The sequence below is a fragment of the Pedobacter sp. 01T416_2 genome, from assembly GCF_056398925.1.
This window is the reverse complement of sequence record NZ_JBFTQI010000799.1, coordinates 1-2,601: the sequence shown is the minus strand read 5'-3', so window position 1 is coordinate 2,601 and position 2,601 is coordinate 1. Positions and strand designations below refer to the sequence as shown.

3 protein-coding genes are annotated in these 2,601 nt (G+C 38.6%); all 3 read left to right on the top strand.

The genetic code is table 11. The annotated features are described in order from the left end of the window. Nucleotides 1-975: cytochrome-c peroxidase (locus tag AC1DPQ_RS24245; protein ID WP_477611134.1), on the top strand; the 975-nt coding region annotated here is incomplete at its 5' end. Continuing rightward, nucleotides 938-1,915: a transporter gene (locus AC1DPQ_RS24240; RefSeq protein WP_477611133.1), complete on the top strand. Its 978-nt coding sequence runs from the start codon at nucleotides 938-940 to the stop codon at nucleotides 1,913-1,915. The genes AC1DPQ_RS24245 and AC1DPQ_RS24240, both read left to right, overlap by 38 nt. 10 nt (nucleotides 1,916-1,925) lie before the next feature. Further along, nucleotides 1,926-2,357 carry a hypothetical protein gene (locus AC1DPQ_RS24235; RefSeq protein ID WP_477584186.1) on the top strand — a complete coding sequence of 144 codons (432 nt, stop codon included), beginning with the start codon at nucleotides 1,926-1,928 and terminating at the stop codon, nucleotides 2,355-2,357. Nucleotides 2,358-2,601: the final 244 nt, after the last annotated feature.

Here is a 2,601-nt window from a genome sequence, read left to right as displayed (position 1 = left end):
AGCAAGAATGAAGATGAAGTAACGCCTGAGGAAAAGAAAATTACCTTTTTGGTTCCTGCCAACTTCCCTGCTCCTGTATACAATTTCGAAGACAATAAACTAAGTAATGCAGGTTTTGCACTGGGCAAGAAGTTATTTTACGAAGCTCGCTTATCGGCCGATAAAAGCGTTTCATGTGGAAGCTGCCACCAACAATTTGCTGCTTTTACACAACTTGATCATAAAGTGAGTCATGGCGTAAATAATTGCCAGGGAAAACGGAATACGCCTCCACTTTTTAATCTGGCATGGCAAAAAGCGTTCTTTTGGGATGGAGGTGTAAAAAACATCGAAACTTCTCCGCTCAATGCCATTACCGATGCCTGCGAAATGGGTACTGATATACAAACAATCGTTGCGTTCCTGAAAAACACGGCTCCTTATCCTGATTTATTTAAGCAAGCTTTTGGTTCAACAGAAATCAATTCGCAGCTGATTTTAAAGTCGATTGCACAATTTACGGCAGTATTGGTTTCTGGCAATTCGAAATACGATAAGGTAATGCGTAAAGAGAGTGGTATTTCTTTTACCTCTGCAGAATTGGCGGGTTACAATCTGTTCAAAGAAAAATGCACATCCTGCCATGCAGCGCCATTTTTCACAGATTTTTCTTACCGCAGTAACGGATTAGATCTGGTAAGTACCGATGAAGGGCGATCGCATATTACGGGTGTAGCTTCAGATTTAGGAAAGTTCCGGGTACCTACCTTACGCAATATCGAATATACGAGTCCATATATGCACGACGGGCGCTTTTACAGCTTGGATGAGGTTTTAGAACATTATAATTCGGGCGTTAAAGCATCAGTAAATCTCGACGTTCAACTAAAAAATGGCATCCCTTTAAATACCACAGAAAAAGAGCAGATCAAGGCCTTTTTAAAAACATTAACAGACAATGAATTTATCAAAAACACACTATACAGCGAGTCGTAAATTATTGATTTTAATTTTCCTACTCATGAGCAGTCAGGCTTTTGCCTGCGATATCTGCGGTTGTTTTATGGGCATCACCCCTTATTACAACCGCAACAGCATCAGCGTTTTATACCGTTATCGTTCATTTAGCGGCTATGAAGGGCAATCACATTCATTATTCCCTAATGGAGGAAATTTCTTTATCCCAGCGCGAAGTCAGGATTCACCAATAACCAATCATGCGGGCAATCCAGATGATTATGAACTTTACCGTTCTTTAGAGGTTAGAGGTAAATATTTCATCAACAGCAAACTGGAAATCAATGCCATTTTACCTTATGTTTCCAATAGCGAGCGCTATAATGGTTATACCTCCTCCATTTCTAGCCTGGGCGATATTAATTTGTATGCAGGTTACCATCTCGTGCAAAAACTAGAAGATAATTTCAAACAACAATTGATTGCCGGAGCTGGTATAAAATTGCCAACAGGTAAAAACGATTTCAAAAATGCGGCGGGTATCCGTTATTCTTCGCTGATGCAAGCTGGGACAGGAAGTACCGATGGTTTTGTATACCTAAACTACATGGTAGGCTTAGGAAAATTTGGGGCGAGCCTAAATACCTCATACAAGGTTAATGGAACCAACAGCCGCGATGAAAGTATTGCTAACAGCACGACCAGTTTCTTAAATATTTTTTATACCCAAAGAGTTGGCAAAGATATTCAGGTTATGCCATCAGCGCAGTTTTTTTATGAATATTCTGGCGGAGAAAAATACCAGGGCCAAAAAACAGGAGAACACGTCATGAATAATCTGATGGGCGGCGCAGGTATAGATGTTTTTTATAAGAATGTGGCGCTAAATGCAGGTATTCAAAAGAATATCTGGGAAGCTGAAACCGATCACCCAATGAGTGCAGGAAAGGTTTATGTTGGAATTACTTATAATTTTTAAATCACAGCATATGAACAGATTAAATCTTACGGTATTGTACCTAGTAACTACTTTGCTTTTTTCCTGTAAAACGGAACCTGATTCGAAAGCGATACGCCAGGAAGTACTTAACATCCACGATAAATTAATGATTGATGGGGAAAAAGTAGTAAAGAACAAAATGAAATTAGACAAACTCTTGGTTTCAGATCAGATTAAACTTGCTCAGGATTCGGTACTACAAAAACAAAAAATAAACGATTTAATTATACGGTTAAATGCAGCCGATGAAAAAATGATGGATTGGATGCACTTCTTCAAAGACGATTTTAAAGGAAAAACCGAACAGGAAGATCTTGATTATTATAAATCCGAAATGGTGAAAATAAGGGCCGTTGAAGATAGTTACATCAAGGTTACCAGAGAATCAGATTCGTTGATAAACGTATATCAAGTTAAATAAAACAGTCGGGAAGTCAGATGTCAGAAGGCCGAAGATATAGATCTTAACAATTTAAGTATCTAAACCTCGGTCTTCGAACATCCGGCCCTGGACTTTAAAACAATTCAAAATGAAAAAATTAAATTTCGCAATAATCCTAATTGGATTAACAACTCTATCATTAAAATCAAATGCGACACTGGTAATCAACGGATCAAAAACAAGCCGTATCGATTCTGCAAAGAAAGCAACGGTAGATCCGGTT

Coding starts and splice junctions, on each gene's coding strand:
- AC1DPQ_RS24240 (WP_477611133.1), top strand. CDS start 938: ATGAATTTATCAAAAACACACTATACAGCGAGTCGTAAATTATTGATT.
- AC1DPQ_RS24235 (WP_477584186.1), top strand. CDS start 1,926: ATGAACAGATTAAATCTTACGGTATTGTACCTAGTAACTACTTTGCTT.